The sequence below is a fragment of the Pseudoalteromonas sp. P1-26 genome (assembly GCF_001401795.1).
Taxonomy (GTDB): Bacteria; Pseudomonadota; Gammaproteobacteria; order Enterobacterales; family Alteromonadaceae; genus Pseudoalteromonas.
The window spans coordinates 29,615-49,295 of sequence record NZ_LKDX01000005.1 but is presented as its reverse complement, the minus strand read 5'-3'; the positions used below and the strand labels follow the sequence as shown (position 1 = coordinate 49,295).

Sequence of the window (19,681 nt, the reverse complement as noted above, 5' to 3'; positions counted from 1 at the left end):
TTTTTAGAATATTTAATCTAAAAAATAAAAAAAGCCACAAATGTGGCTGTTTTAGGTTGCACAATTTACGACAAGTTTAATTGCTCATAGAAAGGGAAACTTGATCTTGTGACTGACAACTATTACCTGCTAAATACTTACAGAAAACGAGTTCGGTGCGATTGTTACTGATAAGCTCAAGCAACGTGTCTTGGCCATTTTCAATAAATGACAATTTACCATCAACCAATTGAACACCCGTGATGCTTTGATCTCCAATCGTCAGTGAGTAATCGTAAGACTGACTATCTTCATTATAATCCTGCTCACTTAATGACCAAGTTGTGCCATCGCTTTCATATAAAGTGAAGCTATATAAGTTGTAGTCGTAGAATTTATCAACTGCTGTTGAACTAGCATAATCATGTACATATAGATGTGCAGAGAATTTTTCTAGCACCCCAGTGCCATTATCATCGAACGCTACAGTACGCTCGACAAAATATCGGGCTTCATCAATAGCAATTAGCTTGTAAACAAACTCACCATAAAGGAAACATGTATCCAAGCTAGTATCACAGAAGTCAGTTGTTTCCCAACCTCCTGAGCTAGTATCTACATAAAGCCTTCTAATATAGCGGTTATTAATAAAGCTTCCTTGATATGAACTTGTTCCAAAGGTAAAGAAGATTTCACCATCGTCATAAATTTGGATTTCAGCCCAATGCGAATCAATATCATGACCCTCTCTGAACTGATGACGACCAGAAAAATTACTTACATTAATGGCTACTTCATTGCGTTTAACAAACATGCCTGCATCAACATAGTCCCCCTCGTTATCATTACCCTTATCTAAAAATTGGTAACCAACGTTGATGTTTTTAGTAAAATAGAGTGTATCTGTTGAATTATCACTGCTGTGATTAAGTACTAAATTGCTATCAATGATCTGCCAACTAAACGTATCTTGCTCATCACTCAAAATATCTATGTAAGAGCCTGTTCCATCAGCATTGATCTGCATATTTAATAGCACACCTCCTTGTTCTGCGCTTACAGCCCATTGCCCTACGACATCATCACTAACAACGGCAATTTCATCGCCATCAGAAAATGCATAAACATTGGAACTTTCAGTACTAGTATTCACTAAAACGTCATTCTCATAATAGCTATATTCAACTGTTAGCCAATGCCAATTAAGCCCTTTTTCTGCCATTGGCATTAATTCAGCGTAACTAATCTCCGTGCGATATTGAACCTCTGTCATGCCATCAGGGAAAGAGATATATTCTTCCACGACAATACTATCGATAGGTGATAACTCAATGTGATCATCAACTTCATACCAGTTGATATTTGAACTACCGTTGAGAGTTACAGCGCCAGTGTTATCTGCATTTAGTAATAAGCCCAAGGCTGGTGCATTATATAAATCACTATTATTTAAAATATACTCGCCAGCGGCTAATAATGCAGGTTTAAATGTTGCTGTAATTTCGCAATCAGCACCTGTGGTATAGACAAGGTAATAAGCTCCTTCGATATATCCTTCGCATCCTGTAATTTCGTCAACAACATACCCTTCATCTGGGCTAATTACGAAAGACGCGTATTGGTACCAATACGAAGTTTGACTGCTAGGTGAGAGGTTACCGTTCTGAGATGGATTCACAGTTAAGGTTACTTTAGGGCGCTTAGGTAAGTAACTAATTTGCGTATCAGCTGAACAACTGCTTCCTTGCTGATATCGGCAAATAGTAACAGCATTTTCATCCGCAAAAACCAGCTCAACAAACCACGTATTGCCATCAACTTGATAGCTTAATACGCCATCATTGAACGTTGCTATATGCTCAACACCATCAAAACGGACAACATACTCTACTTCACCTAAATCATTGTATTGAATGTAAATAGCATCTGTAGAGCTATCATCTTTGTAAAGAGAAATCGCACCATCTAATAGCTCCTCAGTAAAAGCTGAGTATGACAAGTCTTTACTATATTCATAAATGAATACCGATTTAACTTCATCATATGCCTCACCAGCCATAGTGTAATAAGTTAGCGTTCTAATTATGTAGTAGGTGCTACCAACGATATTAATGAATTCATGTTGCATTTCACTTTCAAGGTAACAGTCATCAGCAAAGCCATCACAACTTGAAACAAGACCATATGTTTCTGAATAAAAACGTTTTCTAGAGAAGTTGCCATCTTCAATATGACCTTGGAAACTTGAATTACCTAAACCAATAGCGACACTACCATCAGGATAAATATTCAAATCATAAGATTGAGACGTACCAACAAAACCATGCCAACGACCAATAATATCCTCATTGGTTGTTGTTACATTCGCTTTTTTAACCATTAAGCCTGTTAATGTATTACTTGGCTCATCAAAACTAGTGTCTAATGCAACCACTTGGTAGCCCGCAGAGAGAGCTTTTGTAAACCAAAACTCAATTAACCCAGTTTCACCGTTTTCATCATAACTAATAGATAACTTAGTATCATTGAGCTCCCAACTAAATACCTCAGTGCTCTCACCCGTTACATCCCCTGTACCATCGGCATAAAAGCGCAAAGTTTCAGGTTCATCATCAGATGACGCAGAATCATAATCATTGTCTCTTAGGTCTAAAACCCATGTGTTTTCGGTTAACTCGGTAGTATTTAGTGCTATTGTTTTAGCTTTATCAATCAGGTTAGTTGTATAGGTTCGAGTAATTGAAGGTTCCACAACGGGTTCACTACCATTTTGGTAGTCCAATGTTCTTTGTGTGGTTTGAGTCACTTCAATCGTTCTGAAAACCTCATTTTCTGCTAAAACTTGAAAACTAATATCTGTTAATTTTGTTTGCCCAATATAAGATTCATTGCCATCGTTATATTCATCAGTGTAAGTCACTACACTATTTGCTAGTGCTAATGTATACACCCCTGATTCTTTACTCATTGTCAGTGTTGAGCTTGTATTTGCATTAAGTTCACCCGTACCGTCACTTGCCAGAACAAGGTGATATGCATCATTGTTATAATAACGAGGTGAGTTAACTATAAAATCACCGACAATAGGCTCATCGCTATCAGAAACTAAGTTTTCATCTTTTTTAATTTCTTCTTTCGTCTCTTCAATGAGATCTGGATCTTTCTCATTTACTTCATCTTCAAAATTCTTAGCGATATCTTCGTCACTGACAAGATCGAGTGTGCTTTCGACGCCTTCAGGGAGAGCATAATCTGCATTATCCACGATGATTTTGATGAGAGTTGCCAATAAGATCTTTTCGTCAGCATCAACATTTAGCAGTGCTGCGTTTAGCTCTTCGACTGATTGAGGTTCTTCATTATTACGTGTTAAAAGCGCATATTCTGCGGTCGTTACATTCGTGATGTTGACGCCAAAGTTGTCTTCACTATCAAGCGTATTATCCTCACCAGCCTGTTCCAATAACGCTTGAATTGAGCTTAGCTGTGAAACAAAAACAACCCCAGGGTTGGTGCTATCAAGACCTTTTGCTTTAACCAGTACAAGCTTATCACTTGCAGATTCGTCCACAACAAGCTCTATCGTATAGCGACCGGTTTGATCTGCATTGGTCGAAAAGACGTCACTACCGACATTAATCTCTAACTCTGCATTAGCAATTGGTTGATCCGTTACTATCCCGGTAATTGTCACTGTTGATACATTTCGTTTAAATATAACACTATGCTTTGCTGAAGCTGTTGCCCCATCGTTATCGGTTACAGTGACAGTGAAATTAACCGTTGTATCAGCGTCTATATCGGGTGTTTGAAAAGTAGCTTCAGCACTCGTTAATCCATCACTTTGTACAAAGTCAAAACTAGCATCAGATGTCCAACTGTAAGAGGCAATGCTACCGTCACTATCTGTGGCAGCGGCACTTAATTTAAAAGAAGTCTGCTCTGCACCTTCTGATTCGGCACTAATAGTAACTGTTGGACTTTGATTAACGGGGTCTACAGGATCTGGTTTAGTTTCAGAGTCACTACCTCCACCTCCACCACACCCAACTAAAAATAAGGTACCAATAACTGCAGCCAACAGCCGCTTATGAATTAACATACATACTCCATTATATTCACTTATAGCAGGGAAATTCTTAGCCATGTAAACGCTAAATCCCTTAACGTTGATAAAAAGCCACAGCGAACTGTGGCTCTTGGTTTACTCAATTAATTGCTTTTCTTACTTGTTGAAGCTGCTCCTGAAAAGAGAGGCCTCTCAGATCACCCAAACCAGCAGCCATGGTCAGTGCATAAATTTCACTTTCAAGACTCAGCATGTGCGCTTCAACAGTGTCTTTATCAATAGCCGATTTTTGGGCTAAGTACTCAGCATAGAGACTATTAATACGATCGATTTGTAATGACAATAAAGCAGCTTGTTGTTTAATTTGCTCGTACTCACGATAGTTAGCTTTACTAAATGTTTCACCTTGCTCTAATTGTTTTCGAACGTCCTGATAAACTGTCGGAAATATATCGACTTTTTTTGAGTTAGCTAGCCCATAAATTTTTTCGATATACTGAGAGAAATAAAACTGTACAACGGCGTCTTTTTCTAAATCAATGAGTTGCTCTAATAGCTTAGGTACATACTCAGCAACTTGCTGCTCTTGCCCGTCAATGAGCATTTCCTTTAATTGTTGATGTTGCTTATCGAGCTCTCGATAACGCTTTTCATAAGATGTTTCAGCATCCAATTGATCTAAAATGGCAAACTCATCTCTAATTGGCTGTAAAACCGATGTGATCCTTTGCTTGGCAAGCTGCGCTTCAGTAACCAAGGAAATGACCTCCTGACTTTGAGACATGACTTCATCTGCAACTGTATCAGATGAGAACAGTGACGCACTTTTTAAAGCATGTTCAGGAGCTAAACGCAGTTCATTAAACTCAGGCTCAAGCACCGCCCATACTTTACGAGCCTTAGCTACACGCTCCTCATCAAATTGCGCTAAGTTCTCCGTATCTATTTGGTTATAAGCTGTCAGTGCTTCTTGGAAAACACTTTGGGCTTTTTCATAGGCTGCCTGTATTTGTTCGGGGGTCGCCTGTTCTTCACCTGTAATACTACTCGCAAGAGAACCTAAATCTTGCTGAACAGAATCAATAGTTTTACACCCTGATAAAGAGAATAAAAGTAATGAGCTAATTATGGCGAACTTGTTCATTAATAGCTCCACTGCAAACCAACTGCAAAAGACACATTACTATATTCGACTTCAGGTACGCGCAGACGTTGACCATTTTCAAGATTCTTAGTCACTATATCGCGAGATTTGTATTGCGCATCAATACCGCCCATTAACGCAATATGTGACATTATTTGATAACGTAGCCCGACTCGTCCTAACACACCCCAGCCATTAAAACTGTCGGTTAATGTAGTTGTTTCAAATTGAGTATTTTGAATTTCAGAGTACATGGGTGTACTCAATTCAGCTTCTGCATACCAGCTGTACTTATTAAAACTGTCTTTTAAACGACTATCGTAACGGGCACCTAAAGTAAGCAAGATACCCATTTGATCTTCTGACACAGAGACCACGGGGCGTAGCTGGGAGTTATAATCTTGTTGGTCGCCCACATTGTTCGCGTTATTCATACCCGGTAAGGTAAAACGAGCGGGGTTATCTGGATCATCTGAGATAGCAATCAGTGCCTCATCAAATGCCGCCGCACCTGGTTGCACAAAAGCAAAATTTGAGCGTGTAAAACTAGAAGTAAAAAACTTAGTGCCTAAAGTAAACTGTATGGCTTTTGAAAAATTATAAGCACCTTTAAAACCGATCTCATTCGCTTTTGTTTTAAATGCATTTTCTTGAATATCGCCAAACTCTGCCAAATGCCAAGTTTCAGTTTCAATTTCAGTAGAAATTGTTGCAGCACTTTCAATATAGAATCCCCAATCATCATCGATCCCTGTGTATGATATCTGTCGTATTGCGGGATTGGTCACATCAATTGACTGGCTCAACTTGCCAAACCCTGCTACATCATTAAGAGTTTCACTATAGCTAATCGTTTCAAAACCGAGTCGAACTTCACTAAAAGAGGGGTTAACAGCAAGAGCCGAACCACTAAGGGGGAGTAAAAGAAGAAGTGCTTTCATTGTTCAATTCCTTGATTTGCAAAATCTATGCAGCCAAGAAATGATGCCCGCCTTCCTTGGTTACAACATTAAACACAAAGTTACAACTGTTAACTTTTAACAATAATCAGTGTAGACAAATGTATTAATTTTACAACCAAACTGAACAAAAACTTAATAAAAAAGCCCGCTAGGTGCGGGCTTTTATACTAATAAATTTAATTATTACTAATTATACAGCTTGCTGAACGATCACTTGGTCTGCCTTTTTAGTGTATTGAGGCATACGGTGGAAGTTCAGGTAACGATAAGTATCAGCTGCAGTTGCATTGATCTTATCTGCATACTCTTGGTACTCAGCAGGTGTAGGTAATTTACCTAAGATTGCCGCTACTGCTGCAAGCTCTGCTGATGCTAAGAATACGTTAGCGCCAGTACCTAGACGGTTAGGGAAGTTACGCGTAGAGGTAGAAACAACAGTTGCTTTATCAGCAACACGTGCTTGGTTACCCATACATAGTGAACACCCTGGAGTTTCGATACGTGCACCTACGCGACCAAAGATACCGTAGTAACCTTCATCAGTAAGCTGGTCTTTATCCATCTTCGTTGGTGGTGCAACCCAAAGTTGAGTTGGAATACGACCACTGAAACCATCTAGTAGTTTACCTGCAGCACGGAAGTGACCGATGTTAGTCATACAAGAACCGATGAATACTTCATCGATTTTCTCGCCTGTTACGTCAGAAAGAAGACGTGCATCATCTGGGTCATTTGGAGCACAAAGGATTGGCTCTTTGATGTCTGCAAGATCGATTTCGATTACATGCTTGTACTCTGCATCAGCGTCAGCTTCCATAAGTTCAGGGTTAGCTAACCACTCTTGCATTGCATTGATACGACGCTCAATAGTACGAACATCACCGTAACCTTCAGAGATCATCCACTTAAGCATTACGATGTTTGACTCTAGGTATTCAGCAATAGACTCTTTAGAAAGCTTAACAGTACAACCTGCCGCTGAACGCTCAGCTGATGCATCAGAAAGTTCGAAAGCTTGCTCAACTGTTAAGTGCTCAACACCTTCGATTTCTAGTACGCGACCAGAGAATTCGTTGATTTTACCTTTCTTCTCAACTGTTAAAAGACCTTCTTTAATACCGTAGTAAGGGATAGCATGAACTAGGTCACGTAGTGTGATACCTGGCTGCATTTCACCTTTGAAACGTACTAAGATTGACTCAGGCATATCAAGAGGCATTACACCAGTTGCTGCTGCGAATGCTACCGCACCTGAACCCGCTGGGAATGAAATACCTAGAGGGAAACGAGTATGAGAGTCACCACCAGTACCTACTGTATCTGGTAATAACATACGGTTTAACCATGAGTGGATTACACCGTCACCTGGACGAAGTGATACACCGCCACGGTTCATGATGAAATCAGGAAGTGTGTGGTGAGTGTTTACGTCGATTGGCTTAGGATAAGCTGATGTATGACAGAAAGACTGCATTGTTAAATCTGCAGAGAAGCCTAAACATGCTAGATCTTTAAGTTCGTCACGCGTCATAGGACCTGTTGTATCTTGCGAACCAACAGTTGTCATTTTCGGCTCACAGTATTGGCCAGGACGTACGCCAGGCATGTTACATGCTTTACCAACCATCTTCTGAGCTAATGTGAAACCTTTACCAGAATCAGTTACAAGAGCAGGCTTGCGGAAGATATCTTCAGCTTCCATACCTAGTGATGCACGCGCTTTATCAGTTAAACCACGACCGATGATTAGTGGAATACGACCACCAGCACGCACTTCATCAAGAATTACGTCTGATTTAAGAGAGAAAGTAGAGATTACTTCATCAGTACCGTGACGCTTGACAACACCTTCGTATGGGAAGATATCGATTTGGTCACCCATGTTTAGCTCATCAACAGGAAGTTCGATTGGTAATGCACCAGAGTCTTCCATTGTGTTGAAGAAAATAGGAGCGATTTTACCACCTAAACATACACCACCAACGCGTTTGTTTGGTACGTGAGGAATATCATCACCCATGAACCAAAGTACAGAGTTAGTTGCAGATTTACGAGAAGAACCCGTACCAACTACATCACCAACGTATGCAAGAGGTAAACCTTTCGTTTTAAGCTCTTCTAGTTGTGAGATTGGACCAACTTCACCTGGTTTTTCAGGATTGATACCATCACGTTCGTTCTTCAGCATTGCTAAAGCGTGTAGTGGAATATCAGGGCGAGACCATGCGTCTGGAGCAGGAGAAAGGTCATCTGTATTTGTTTCGCCAGTTACTTTGAATACCGTAACTGAGATTTTTTCAGCAACTGCAGGCTTGTTTACAAACCATTCTGCATTTGCCCAAGATTCGATTACTTGCTTAGCAAATTCGTTACCTGCTTTCGCTTTTTCTTCTACATCATAGAAAGCATCGAACATTAATAATGTGTTTGATAAACCTTTAACAACGATCGGCGCTAACGCTTCGTCATCTAGAAGATCAATCATAGGTGCGATGTTGTAACCACCTAGCATAGTACCAAGTAGCTCAGCTGCTTTTTCTTTTGATACAAGTGGAGAGCTCGCTTCACCTTTTGCAACTGCAGCTAAGAAACCTGCTTTGATGTAAGCAGCATCATCAACACCCGGTGGTACGCGGTTAACTAGAAGATCAACGATAAACTCTTCTTCGCCTGCCGGTGGGTTTTTGATTAATTCAATAAGATCAGCCGTTTGCTGAGCATCTAATGGCGCTGGTACGATACCTAACGCGGCACGTTCTTCTACGTGTTTACGATATTCTTGTAGCACAATATTGCCCTCTTGGTGACGTGAAAGTACTCGGTAGTATTAAGCTAAATACCAATTAAGACCCAGTACTTATAGTATTCTGACGGTTAATTATAAAGCTTTTAAGTATAGATGAAAATCCATGCTGTAAGTAAGGAGTTTAATATTCACTATAAATAGCATGAATAGTACTAGAAAAAAACTCTATTCAAATGAATATTTATTAAGAATCATTCCTATCTACTTTAGAAATGAAAAAACCCAGCACTAGGCTGGGTTTTCAAATTTGCGTAAAGAGTTAGATTAACGCTCTACTTTTACACGCTCAATTACAGTTACTTTCGCTTCAACACGACGGTTTTCAGCGTGAGCTTCTGGCGTATTTGCTGGGTTTTTAAGGCGCTCTTCACCTAAACCAACAGTAGTAAGACGCATTGGATCAATACCGTCTTCGATTAGTTTCTTAGCAACAGCATCAGCACGTTTCTTAGATAACCACTTGTTGTAATCAGCTTTACCTACTGATGAAGTGTGACCTTCAAGTACTACGTCAGTACCTGGGTGCTCTTTTAAGAACTTAGCAGCGCGGTCAATATCATCTAAGTATTGTTGAGATACTTTAGACGTGTTGTTAGGGAACGTGATTAGTAAGCTCTTAGTTACTTCACGATCTTCATATAATGTACAGCCAGTACCATCAACAGCGTCAGTCATTGGCGTGTTTGCACATTGGTCATCAGCATCAGGGATGTTATCGCCATCGCTATCAACTGGCTCAACCGCAACAGGAACAACTGTTGGAGCAGGTTCAACTGGCTCAGAAGCTGAGCTTTGCGCACCAAAGATATAGCTTAGGCCTAATTTAGCGCCAACATCTGTGTAACCACGGTCAAGACCTTGGTATAAAGATGTTTCAGCGTTAAACGCGAAGTTATCTGTGAAGTAGTGTTGGTAACCAGCACCTACGTTTGCGAACATTAGATCTTCGTCAACCGCATCAAGATTTTTAAGGCCGAAAATACCGTAGAATGGACCACCACCTAAGTGATATAAAGCGTCAATACCGTAACGTTTACCACTTTCAGTACCGCTAACAGAAGTACCGTCATTTAGATCAGCTTTCCAATCGAAGTCCATGTCAGCGTATTCTAAACGAGCGCTCCAGTAATCACTAAAACGGTAACCTAGCTCTAAACCCCAACCTGTAGAGTCATCAACATCAAGGCCACCTGGAGTGTAGTCGCGGACATTTTCCCAAGAATTATCATAGTAGTCGCCAAATGCGCCGATGTAGAAACCTTGCTTTTCGGCAGCGAAGCTTGAAGCACTAGTTGCAGCAAGTGCTAAAGCAATAGTAAGTGATTTTAATTTCATTGTTTCCTTCCCATTTTCACAATTAAAATTGTAGCTAAGTCAAACCAGCTCAATCAGTTTAAACAGAGTAGTCGACTAATAGTTAATCAAAACTTAACGAACTCGGTACAGAACAAAAATCTTGCCGAGTAATTTCAGTCAATTACCCAAATAATAGGTTATCTAAATAACTTTGCGTAACAATGCCTTTAGATCGCTTTGTTATGATTAGGTGAAAGCCGATTCAGCCTAATCTACTGACTTCAAAACCGATAAAAGTCCATTCCCAATTACATTATTATATTGGTTATTTTTAAATCAACAAGTTGAAAGCAACTTTATTTGTAAATTTTCGTTAAAAAGCAAAACTTTAGTGCTATTTTATTGATATAAATCATAACACTGGCAGCTAACTTGCTCAATCAACGAACACTCAGATTTAAAAAAATGAGCATTTACAATTGTTATCAACCATAAAGATTAACCCTTAAGTACCACAAAAAGTTTGGTAATTACAATCACCTTCCTTCGGAGGTTGATACCATGCCGCAAATTCTTCCTCATACTCATATGGTTTTTGAATAACTTTTAAAAACTCATTGATTGATGAACTAGATCCTGCCTTTTCATACTCAGCCAAGATCATTTCAATATTATGATTACGGGGAATGACTGCAGGATTAACAGCTCGCATTGTGCTGTAACTTTCAGCTGATGTTCTGAGCCTCCATTTTGAAACCCATTCTTTTAAATTAGAATCTATAACAAAGTCTTTCACTAAAGATTCAGTAAGTGCATTAAAAGTATTGGTGTAATCAAGTTGGTGTTGCTTCATTAACCCCAGTAACTCTGAAACTAAAGCATGATCGCCTTCTTGCTGACCAGCTAAGCCTAATTTCTGCTGCCACATAACATTAAATGCATCATTAAATTTAGCAGCAAAACCATTCACAACCGGTGAGAGTTGCTCAACGGCAGCATCTTGATCAGCAAATAAAGGGATTAAGCTTTCAGCTAAACGCGCAATATTCCAATTGGCAATATTCGGCTGATTACCAAATGCATAGCGCCCTTGATGGTCAATCGAACTAAACACCGTGTCTAAGTCAAACTGATTCATCATCGCGCAAGGACCATAGTCAATGGTTTCACCGCTAATCAAGGTATTATCGGTATTCATCACGCCATGTATAAAGCCAATTCGCATCCAGCTGATAACCAGCTCAATTTGCTTATCTAGCACGGCGGTTAAAAATTCAATATAACGCTGCTCACCCGTACTGCTAATGTCAGGAAAGTGGCAATTTATTGCGTAGTCGACTAGCTTTTCTAACCCTTCTATATCACCTTGTGTAGCTAAGTATTGAAATGAGCCAACACGGATATGACTTTTAGCTAAACGAGTGACAACTGCACCCGGGCGAGGTGGCTGGCGATATACCGTTTCGCCAGTTGTAACTACAGCTAAACAACGCGTAGTCGCGATACCAAGCGCATGAAGTGCCTCACTCATGATGTACTCACGTACAGCCGGACCAATGGCACAGCGACCATCACCACCGCGAGAGAATACCGTTGCTCCTGCGCCTTTTAGCTGTAAGTCCCACAATGTGCCATTGTGATCTGCAATAGCACCAAGCAAATGCGCTCTACCATCACCAAGACGCGGTGAAAAATGACCAAATTGATGACCTGAGTAACCAAGTGCAACCGGTGCAACATCTTTATCTATTGTTGAACCAGATAGTAATTTAGCTAAATATTCGCTGTCGTGTTTAATTTCAAAATTATCAGCTAGCTTGTCATTAAATAGCAGTAATTGTGGCTTAGCAACGGCACTCGGCATATCTTTAATAGCAAGCAGTTCACTAATATCTGTGTATCGGGTTTGCAGTTCCATAACTGTCCTTAACGTGTTGCTACACCTACACGATTATCGCCTACACCATAGGCCACTAGTTGGCTTAGAGCCTGCAAGCTGTAACCGCTTTGCTGTTGTAATTCATTGAAAAAATCTTGTGCTGCTTGTAATGACTTTTTAGTTTGTAAGCCGCCATCAATCAACTCATGGGCACGCAAGTAGGCTTCTACATCGCGAGAAAGCAAAAAAGTATCTTTACCAAGCGCTCGCAAAGCGTAAGGGCCAGTGTTGCCTCCTAATCGAGCGCCATGTTTTTTAAGATAAGCCCACAGACCAATAATATTGTCAGTTGGCCAATCTGCAATAAATTGGCTAAAACTGCCATGTTTTTCGGCAACTTCGTGAATCATGTACGCATTTTCAGGGATCGTTTGTACTTTTTTAAAATTACGAACAATTCGCTCATCACTGGCTTTTTGCTCAAGCATATCTGGCGGCATCATCAACAACTTTTCTACGCTGAAATCCCAAAACACATCACGAAAACCAGCCCATTTATTATTGATAACAGACCAATAAAAACCGCTTTGAAAGACTTTACGCGTAAACTCTTCTAACCATAAATCGTCATGCATTTTGGCAATATCAGTATCATCGAGCGGGTTTGATAACAATGCATGCAGCATTTCTTCGCTGCCTTTTCGAGATACGGCTCGCTGATAAATATCGTTAAATTTTTCCATCATTTTTCCAATTTATTTGGTTAACGCTAAGTGTACGTAAAAACACGCTTATACGTAACCATGTTGCAAAATCGGTCACTAAAAAACAAATCCTTCGCCTTGACACCTAGATGGCTAAAATGCTTTAATCGCCGCCAATACCCTATTTAACTATGTTGGCTTTAACCTTTAAAGCGAGCATAAAGGGCTGGAAGAGGTGCGTTATTCAGGTAGCGTATGGGAAGAGCACAGACTCTGTTGATCATACGTGAGGGGAATTAACGCCGAGAAGTAACACCGTTTGTGAGGTGCTTATTTCGGGCGACTGGGCTGAATCCCAGCGACTGTCACCAACAATAGCAAAGCGCTATTGATTAGTTTGGTGGAGAGCTTCTGGTCTTAGTATAATAAGGCCGTCGCGTCTTTATTATTTTAAGCCCATTCGCTCTTCGAATTATACCTTGTTCGAACGACGACATGCGGCTCCATTCAAATGTTCCCGCATAAACTCTTCGAATACCTTATAAGTTCGTGAGAGATGATCAACAATTTTGATTTAAACGACTATCCACTATGGACAGCGCTTGTCACGCCATTTTCTGAATCTGGCGAGGTCGATTACACGGCCCTTGAACAACTGGTTACTGAGCAGCAAGATGCAAATAACGGCATTTTATTGCTTGGCAGTACTGGTGAAGGACTGGCGCTTTCACTCAAAGAGCAACAAGCCATTGTTGAGCATGTTTGCCAATTAGCACCAAGTGTCCCACTCATGGTTGCTGTGGGCGGCATGAATCTTAAGCAACAAATTGCTTGGGTTGAATACTGCAACCAACTACCTATTCATGGCTACCTGTTAGGTTCACCTCTGTATGCAAAACCTGGGGTTGTTGGCCAAACACATTGGTTTGAAAGCCTACTAGACGCAAGTAACCACCCATGTATGTTGTATAACGTACCAGGACGCAGCGCAGTTGAGATTTCACCACAGGTGATCAAAAACCTTGCTGAGCACAAAAATCTTTGGGCTTTAAAAGAAGCCAGTGGCGACATTAGCAAATTTGAAGGCTTTAGAACGGCATCACCAACACTGGCCATATTTAGTGGCGACGATGCACTTATGCCATATTTTGCTCAAGCTGGTGCAAAAGGCTTAGTTTCGGTTGCCGCGAATGCTTGGCCGAGTCAAACCCATGAGTTTGTTAAACGTAGTTTAAGTGGTCAATACCCAAATCTATTCACCGATTGGTCGCAAGCAATCCAAAGTTTATTCGCTGTGGCAAATCCAATCCCAGTAAAAGTACTGATGCACCTGCAAGGTAAAATAAATACCCCGCATTTACGTCCGCCGCTTACGCATTTAGAGCTTGAGCAAACAGACAGCATCACCCACGCAAACAACACAATTTTATCTTGGAACTAAAAACAGGTTTTATCATGAGCTGGTTAGAATTATTAAACAACTTAGAATCAGGCGCAGTTCGCGCAGCAACACAAGACGAGAACGGCAACTGGCACGCCAATGTTGAAGTTAAACAAGGCATTTTAGAAGCCTTTAAAAACGGCACTAATACTGAGTTCCCTGGTGGTTTTGTTGATAAACACAACTTAGCACCACAAGGCTTTGCAGCAGATGCAGGCGTGCGTATGGTACCAGGTGGTAGCAGTGTTCGCCGTGGCGCACACGTTGCCAAAGGCACGATTATCATGCCACCAGCATATGTGAATATTGGCGCGTTCATCGACGAAGGTACTATGGTCGATAGCCACGCATTAGTGGGTTCATGCGCACAAGTGGGTAAAAATGTTCACCTAAGTGCTGCAGTACAATTAGGTGGTGTACTAGAGCCAATTGGCGCTAGCCCTGTGGTTATTGAAGATGACGCATTCATCGGCGCAGGCTGCGTTATTGTTGAAGGTGTGGTTGTGAAAAAAGGTGCTGTACTTGCGCCAGGTGTACGCTTATCTGCAACTATTCCTGTCTACGATTGCGTTAACGAGCGCCAGCTAGACAAAGGTGAAGCCATCCCAGAAAACGCGATTGTGATCCCAGGCTCTCGCCCTGCTTCAAATGCATGGGCTCGCGAGCATGGTCTAAGCATGTCTTGTGCATTGATCGTGAAATACCGTGATGAACAAAGCGATGCATCATTACTGTTAGAAGAGGTTTTACGTTAATGAGCTTTTTGAGCACGCCCATCAAGCAAGCGGTTGAACAAGTTTCAACACATCTTGATACGCCATTTTTTATCTATGATTTAGATAAATTAACTGCACATTTAAATCAACTGACTGCGCAAACCGATGTGAAACTTTGGTATGCCGTAAAGGCCAACCCACTGTCTCGCATTATTCAATGTTTAGACAGCGCAGGGTTTAACTTTGATGTTGCAAGTAAAGGTGAACTTGAGCAAGTACTTGCTCAAGGCATCGATAGCGAGCGCGTGCTCAACACTGGGCCTGCAAAGAGCCCTAAACAAATTTCACATTTTATTGCTCGCGGCGTACGTACCTTCGTGGCCGAGAGCATTAACCAAGTTCGCTGGTTAAACGAACAAGCAACAAAAGCAAATTGTCAGCTGCAAGTTCTATTGCGCGTACAACTTCGTTGGCCAGACAGCGAAAAGAATCCACTTGGCGGCGATAGCCTTACTCCTTTTGGTTTGGGCTGTGATGAGTGGCAAGCACTGACTGTAAGTGATTACCCAGCTCTTAACTTTGATGGCCTGCATATTTTCCAATGGGGCAATATGCTAAGTACTGACAAGCTCGCCGAGCTATGGCGCGCAATGATTGCGCCATTACAACAGCTAGCAAGCTCATTAAATATTAACCTTAATATTCTCGATTTAGGGGGTGGCTTAGGCATACCTTATACTCAAGATGCTAACCGACTTGATTGGTCTGCACTTATCGAGACTCTGGCGGGTATTAAAGCGGATGCTGGTGTCAAAGAGCTTTGGATGGAACTTGGCCGCTATGCGGTGGGCGAATGCGGCCATTACGCAACACCGGTTGTTGAGCGCAAAGAGAATTACAATCAACAACAAGTGATTTTATCAGGCGGCATTAACCATTTACTTCGCCCAGCGGTGACAAGCCAAGATTTTCCAGCGGCCTTACTACGCGAATCGACGGCTGAGCCTGCGGCAATGACTTTATACGGGCCACTTTGCACCGCCCTTGATTGCTTAGGTGAGCACCAATTAGCGAGCGATGTAAATGAGCAAGACTGGTTGGTATTCAGCCAATGTGGTGCATACGGCTTTACCGAAAGTATGCCGTACTTTTTATGTCACGAATTAGCGGCTGAATACATCCTTGAACAAGGCAATATTGAGTGCATTCGTAGCGCTGAAGATGCCAGCTATTATTTAAGGTAATCGCCATGAGTAAAGAGTTAATCAGCCAAGAGAATATTGTGGTTGGCGAGATTGCCAACGGCCTACCTCTAACAATTCCTGTGTATCGCTTAAAAGGCGATGACACGGGACCAAACGTGTATATACAAGCAAATATGCACGGCGCTGAAGTACAAGGTAATGCAGTAATTTATCAATTGCTTGAGCAGCTAAAATCACTCAAGCTGCGTGGCGATATTACCCTAGTTCCTTATGCTAACCCTATTGGTTGCAACCAAAAATCAGGTGAGTTTACTTTAGGTCGCTTCGATCCAATCACGGGCACCAATTGGAACCGCATGTACCGCTTCAATAAAGCGTTACCGTCACAGATTGCTGAACAGCATAAAGACAGTGATGATGCGACCCTTAAAGCTGCATTTAAACAGGCACTCGTTGCTGACATCGACAGTCAATTAACGGGTCCTGATTACAGCCTAACAACGGGTAAGCGCATTGCTCTTAACTTGCAAAAGCTTGCCCACCAGGCTGATATCGTTTTAGACCTTCACACGGGGCCTATCTCGAGTAAGCACTTATATTGCCCTGAATACGCCAAAGACAGCGCAAGCTACTTCAACATCGAGCATGTGTTATTGATCCCAAGTGATTTTGATGGCGCCATGGATGAAGCGAGTTTCTGCCCATGGTGGTCACTATCTGAAGAGCTTGCCAAACAAGGCCGTGAATTTGCTGTTCAAGTCGAAGCATTCACCGTTGAGCTAGGTAGCCAAGAGAAAATCGATTTAAGTGCGGCTCTTGAAGATGCAAATAGCATTTTAAGTTACCTCAACCACAAAAAGGTATTAGTCGATGCAGCGTATCAACCAAAAGCGATGACACGCTATGCCTGCATGCTTGAAAATTATGTAGCTTACTACGCACCTATGGGTGGCATGGTTGAATATCTTGCCCCACTGGGCGGCCATATTAAAGCAGGCGAGCCCATTGCCCATATTTTAAGAATGGAGCGCTACCTTTCTGAGCAGCCGCTACAAACATTAAGCTTTGATAAAGACGCCATTGCTATTTTGCATTTTGCTTCAGCAAGCGTGAATCAAGGCACCGAACTTTATAAGTTTTTTACCAACGTATTTGAGCTATAAGCTCATCCCTTCTCATTGCGTGAGAGTCAACGGCTTATGCCCTTAGGCCGTTACAGCAGGGCTCCAAGCTTAGCTTGGGGCTCTCTATTTACCTAAAATTTCAACAATTCAGTACAAGTTCACGGTTACTTATGTAAAAATCGTTATAATTATACCTACTTAAAAGTCTACTGAAAGGGAACTGCAATGGGATGGCGCATTTGGCTGGCAGCAGCTGGTTTATTTTCTGTACCTGTATTTGCTCAAACTGAACAACCACAAACTAACGAACAAGACGATGCGCTAGAACTCGTAAAGCAGTGTATTTTGAACGAAGCGATTGGCGGTGACGGTAAACAAACACTCGAAGAACTTCGTAAAAAATGCTCAGACTTAGACGAGAGTAAAAAGCTCACCGCTTTAGATAAGCGTAAAGCCCGTGAAGAAGTGAGCAAGAAAAACCGTAATGTGATCACCCCACATAAGCGTAACTACATATTACCGCTTTCATACGTATCTAACCCGAATGAACGTCCTTTTGATGGTTTAAAAGATCTTGCTGAGCAAACTGATGGCGAGCCACTTGATAATCTTGAAGTGAAATATCAACTTTCAATTAAAGTGCCTATTTTCGAAGGCTTTTCAGATAAAGATCAGGGCGTATTCTTTGCGTTTACCATGCAATCGTTTTGGCAGTTTTACAACAAAGATATTTCATCACCGTTTCGTGAAACAAACTACGAACCAGAGATCTTCTGGGTGAACTACCTTGATCCTGAGCATGTGCTTTGGGGCGATGAAATGGCAATTGCAATTGGTGCCTCACACCAATCGAATGGCCGCAGCCAGCCTAACTCACGCTCATGGAACCGTATCTATGCCGATTTCCTATGGGAAAAAGATGGCTTTGTTTTTAGCTTTAAGCCTTGGTACCGCATTCCTGAAGATAAAAAGGACGATGAGCTAGAAGCCCGTGGCGATGATAATCCTGATATCTACAAATACATGGGTTACTTTGAGTTTTCAGGTGCATACCGTTACAACGAGCATGAATTTAGCTTTATGACCCGTAATAACTTAAATTCAGATAATCGTGGTGCAATCCAATTAGATTGGTCTTTCCCTCTTTGGGGCCGATTACGTGGCTACGCACAATATTTTAATGGTTATGGTGAGAGCTTGATTGATTACAACGCCGATATTGAACGTTTTGGTGTGGGTATTCTGTTAACTGACTTGCTTTAACTTCAATTAATGAAGAGCGAGCTTTAGTTAGCTCGCTCTAAATAGTCGTTATTTTTTAACGATGAAGTGACCTTCGAATTCTGCTACTAACACATCACCATCGTATACATTTACTGGCACATGGTAGCTTGCTTTGCCACTGTCTTCTAAATCCGCTAACTTGCCTTTACAGCCAGCCAACTCAACACTACCACGAGGGTCGTTATTTAGTGGTTTAAGGTATTTAATGTTGGCATCAGCTAACACGATATTTCCTTCGAGGCCTGCTTCTTTCAGCGCTAGGTAAGTTGCGCCCCACCCTGTTAAGGTTGCTAAACTATAAATTGAACCCGCAAACATAGTGTTATGAAGGTTTAAGTTCGCATCTAAATCAGCGCGGGTAGTAAACTGCCAATCGGTATAGCTTTCAACTTTAATGCCCATCGCATCACTGATTGGGATCGACTCACGCCAAGTGTTTTGCAGTACTTGTGTCCAGTTTGGATGACGGAACCAACCCGGCTCAGATGGTTTTTGTTTTACCATTTTCCAATGCTGTACATCGTCATAGGCGAGGTGCGCTTTTTCTTTTAATTCGTAGCCATGACGCTTATAGAAATCAAGGGCTCGCTCACGAGCAAACAATACCAGCTCGTCGGCATCTTGAGTCCATGCGATTTTTTCTAATTCATGTAATAAACGGCTACCAATATGCTGGTTACGATTACCTTCAGCGACCGCCATATAACGAACTTGCGCTTGCTGATGATTATTAAAATGCAGGCGAGCTACACCTAATACTTCGCCGTCATTATTTTTGATAAAGCGGTGCTCAGCGTCTTGCTCTAAGTCATCTTGCTCAGAACCACGCGGCTCGCCCCAGGGTGCTCTTAAAACCTGCCAACGTAATGAATAGTACGCTTGCCAATCTTCGCTGCTTTGTGGGGTGGTCACTTTAAACATAAAAACTCCTGTGATAATTCAGCCACTGTCTGTTGTTTTTCTGTCGTGGCCTTTGGAATGCGAATTACGATACGCGATCTTCTAACAAGTTGGAATAATACTTTGGTGACCCAGCCTAAATTATTATTCTTGGCTGTAAAAACTAATGCAC

General features: G+C 41.5%; 13 protein-coding genes and 1 riboswitch. Of the genes, 5 read left to right on the top strand and 8 right to left on the bottom strand.

Annotated features, from left to right (window positions below; genetic code table 11):
- Positions 1-76 precede the first annotated feature (76 nt).
- The 7 genes from AN394_RS04410 to AN394_RS04380 form a co-directional block, all read right to left on the bottom strand.
- Entirely contained in the window at positions 77-4,081 is a 4,005-nt protein-coding gene (locus AN394_RS04410) for a PKD domain-containing protein (RefSeq protein WP_055020886.1), read from the bottom strand.
- A 106-nt stretch (positions 4,082-4,187) separates the two neighbouring features.
- On the bottom strand, positions 4,188-5,192 hold the full coding sequence (locus AN394_RS04405; protein WP_055020885.1) for a hypothetical protein: 1,005 nt from the start codon (positions 5,190-5,192) through the stop codon (positions 4,188-4,190).
- A complete protein-coding gene (locus AN394_RS04400; RefSeq protein ID WP_054563470.1) occupies positions 5,192-6,133 on the bottom strand; it encodes a hypothetical protein in 942 nt (313 codons plus the stop codon). Before AN394_RS04400 ends, AN394_RS04405 begins: the two co-directional genes overlap by 1 nt.
- A 211-nt stretch (positions 6,134-6,344) precedes the next feature.
- Positions 6,345-8,942, bottom strand: a complete 2,598-nt coding sequence (gene acnB, locus AN394_RS04395) for a bifunctional aconitate hydratase 2/2-methylisocitrate dehydratase (protein ID WP_054563469.1) — start codon at positions 8,940-8,942, stop codon at positions 6,345-6,347.
- Between the two features lie 282 nt (positions 8,943-9,224).
- Entirely contained in the window at positions 9,225-10,295 is a 1,071-nt protein-coding gene (locus AN394_RS04390) for an OmpA family protein (protein ID WP_054563468.1), read from the bottom strand.
- A gap of 466 nt (positions 10,296-10,761) precedes the next feature.
- The gene (locus AN394_RS04385; protein ID WP_055020884.1) at positions 10,762-12,174 is read right to left on the bottom strand and encodes a YdiU family protein; all 1,413 of its coding nucleotides are present in this window, start codon (positions 12,172-12,174) and stop codon (positions 10,762-10,764) included.
- Positions 12,175-12,182: 8 nt separating this feature from the next.
- Positions 12,183-12,878, bottom strand: coding sequence for a DNA-3-methyladenine glycosylase I (locus AN394_RS04380; protein ID WP_054563466.1), 696 nt, complete (start codon positions 12,876-12,878; stop codon positions 12,183-12,185).
- Positions 12,879-13,061: 183 nt separating this feature from the next.
- Positions 13,062-13,258: riboswitch (Lysine riboswitch) on the top strand.
- A gap of 137 nt (positions 13,259-13,395) precedes the next feature.
- On the opposite strand from AN394_RS04380, the gene dapA reads away from it, so the two are divergent.
- The 5 genes from dapA to AN394_RS04355 all read left to right on the top strand — a co-directional run bounded on the left by dapA (position 13,396) and on the right by AN394_RS04355 (position 18,588).
- A complete protein-coding gene (gene dapA, locus AN394_RS04375; protein ID WP_055020883.1) occupies positions 13,396-14,280 on the top strand; it encodes a 4-hydroxy-tetrahydrodipicolinate synthase in 885 nt (294 codons plus the stop codon).
- Positions 14,281-14,294: 14 nt separating this feature from the next.
- Positions 14,295-15,035: a 2,3,4,5-tetrahydropyridine-2,6-dicarboxylate N-succinyltransferase gene (locus AN394_RS04370; protein ID WP_055020882.1), complete on the top strand. Its 741-nt coding sequence runs from the start codon at positions 14,295-14,297 to the stop codon at positions 15,033-15,035.
- Positions 15,035-16,240, top strand: coding sequence for a PLP-dependent decarboxylase (locus AN394_RS04365; RefSeq protein WP_055020881.1), 1,206 nt, complete (start codon positions 15,035-15,037; stop codon positions 16,238-16,240). Before AN394_RS04370 ends, AN394_RS04365 begins: the two co-directional genes overlap by 1 nt.
- A 5-nt stretch (positions 16,241-16,245) precedes the next feature.
- Entirely contained in the window at positions 16,246-17,364 is a 1,119-nt protein-coding gene (locus tag AN394_RS04360; protein ID WP_055020880.1) for a succinylglutamate desuccinylase/aspartoacylase family protein, read from the top strand.
- Positions 17,365-17,550: 186 nt separating this feature from the next.
- On the top strand, positions 17,551-18,588 hold the full coding sequence (locus AN394_RS04355; RefSeq protein ID WP_054563462.1) for a phospholipase A: 1,038 nt from the start codon (positions 17,551-17,553) through the stop codon (positions 18,586-18,588).
- 48 nt (positions 18,589-18,636) lie between these two features.
- Here the strand turns inward: AN394_RS04355 and AN394_RS04350 are convergent, their stop codons facing one another.
- The gene (locus AN394_RS04350; RefSeq protein ID WP_054563461.1) at positions 18,637-19,530 is read right to left on the bottom strand and encodes a bifunctional GNAT family N-acetyltransferase/hotdog fold thioesterase; all 894 of its coding nucleotides are present in this window, start codon (positions 19,528-19,530) and stop codon (positions 18,637-18,639) included.
- Positions 19,531-19,681: the final 151 nt, after the last annotated feature.